This window comes from Membranihabitans maritimus, from assembly GCF_021729145.1.
Classification (GTDB): Bacteria; Bacteroidota; Bacteroidia; order Chitinophagales; family Saprospiraceae; genus Membranihabitans; species Membranihabitans maritimus.
In genome coordinates this window covers 1-256 of sequence record NZ_JAJSLW010000113.1, presented here as the reverse complement: position 1 = coordinate 256, position 256 = coordinate 1, and the positions used below count along the sequence as shown (strand labels likewise).

Genomic DNA, 256 nt, shown 5'->3' with positions numbered 1-256 from the left:
CTACTGAAAGAAGCATTAACAAGCTGTGAAGTTTTTTGGCCGGGTACAACCATCGATATTGGCGCACAACAACACCTAGAAAGCTTCTACAAAAGTCATGGATTCAAGACGATCTCTGAGATGTACCTGGAAGATGATATTCCACATGTAGACATGAGATTAGAGAAGTAATGTCGAATATCACTGTCGGTATCCTAATGCTGATTGCGGGTAACCTGTTTGCCTCACTTTCGGACGTAGCAGTTAAACTATTGAA

At 41.4% G+C, this 256-nt stretch carries 1 protein-coding gene and 1 pseudogene; both read left to right on the top strand.

The window, feature by feature from the left end; genetic code table 11:
• Window positions 1-171: GNAT family N-acetyltransferase (locus LVD47_RS24265; protein WP_369427838.1), on the top strand; the 171-nt coding region annotated here is incomplete at its 5' end.
• Window positions 171-256: pseudogene (locus LVD47_RS24260) on the top strand (DMT family transporter); the annotation flags it as partial. The gene LVD47_RS24265 and the pseudogene LVD47_RS24260, both read left to right, overlap by 1 nt.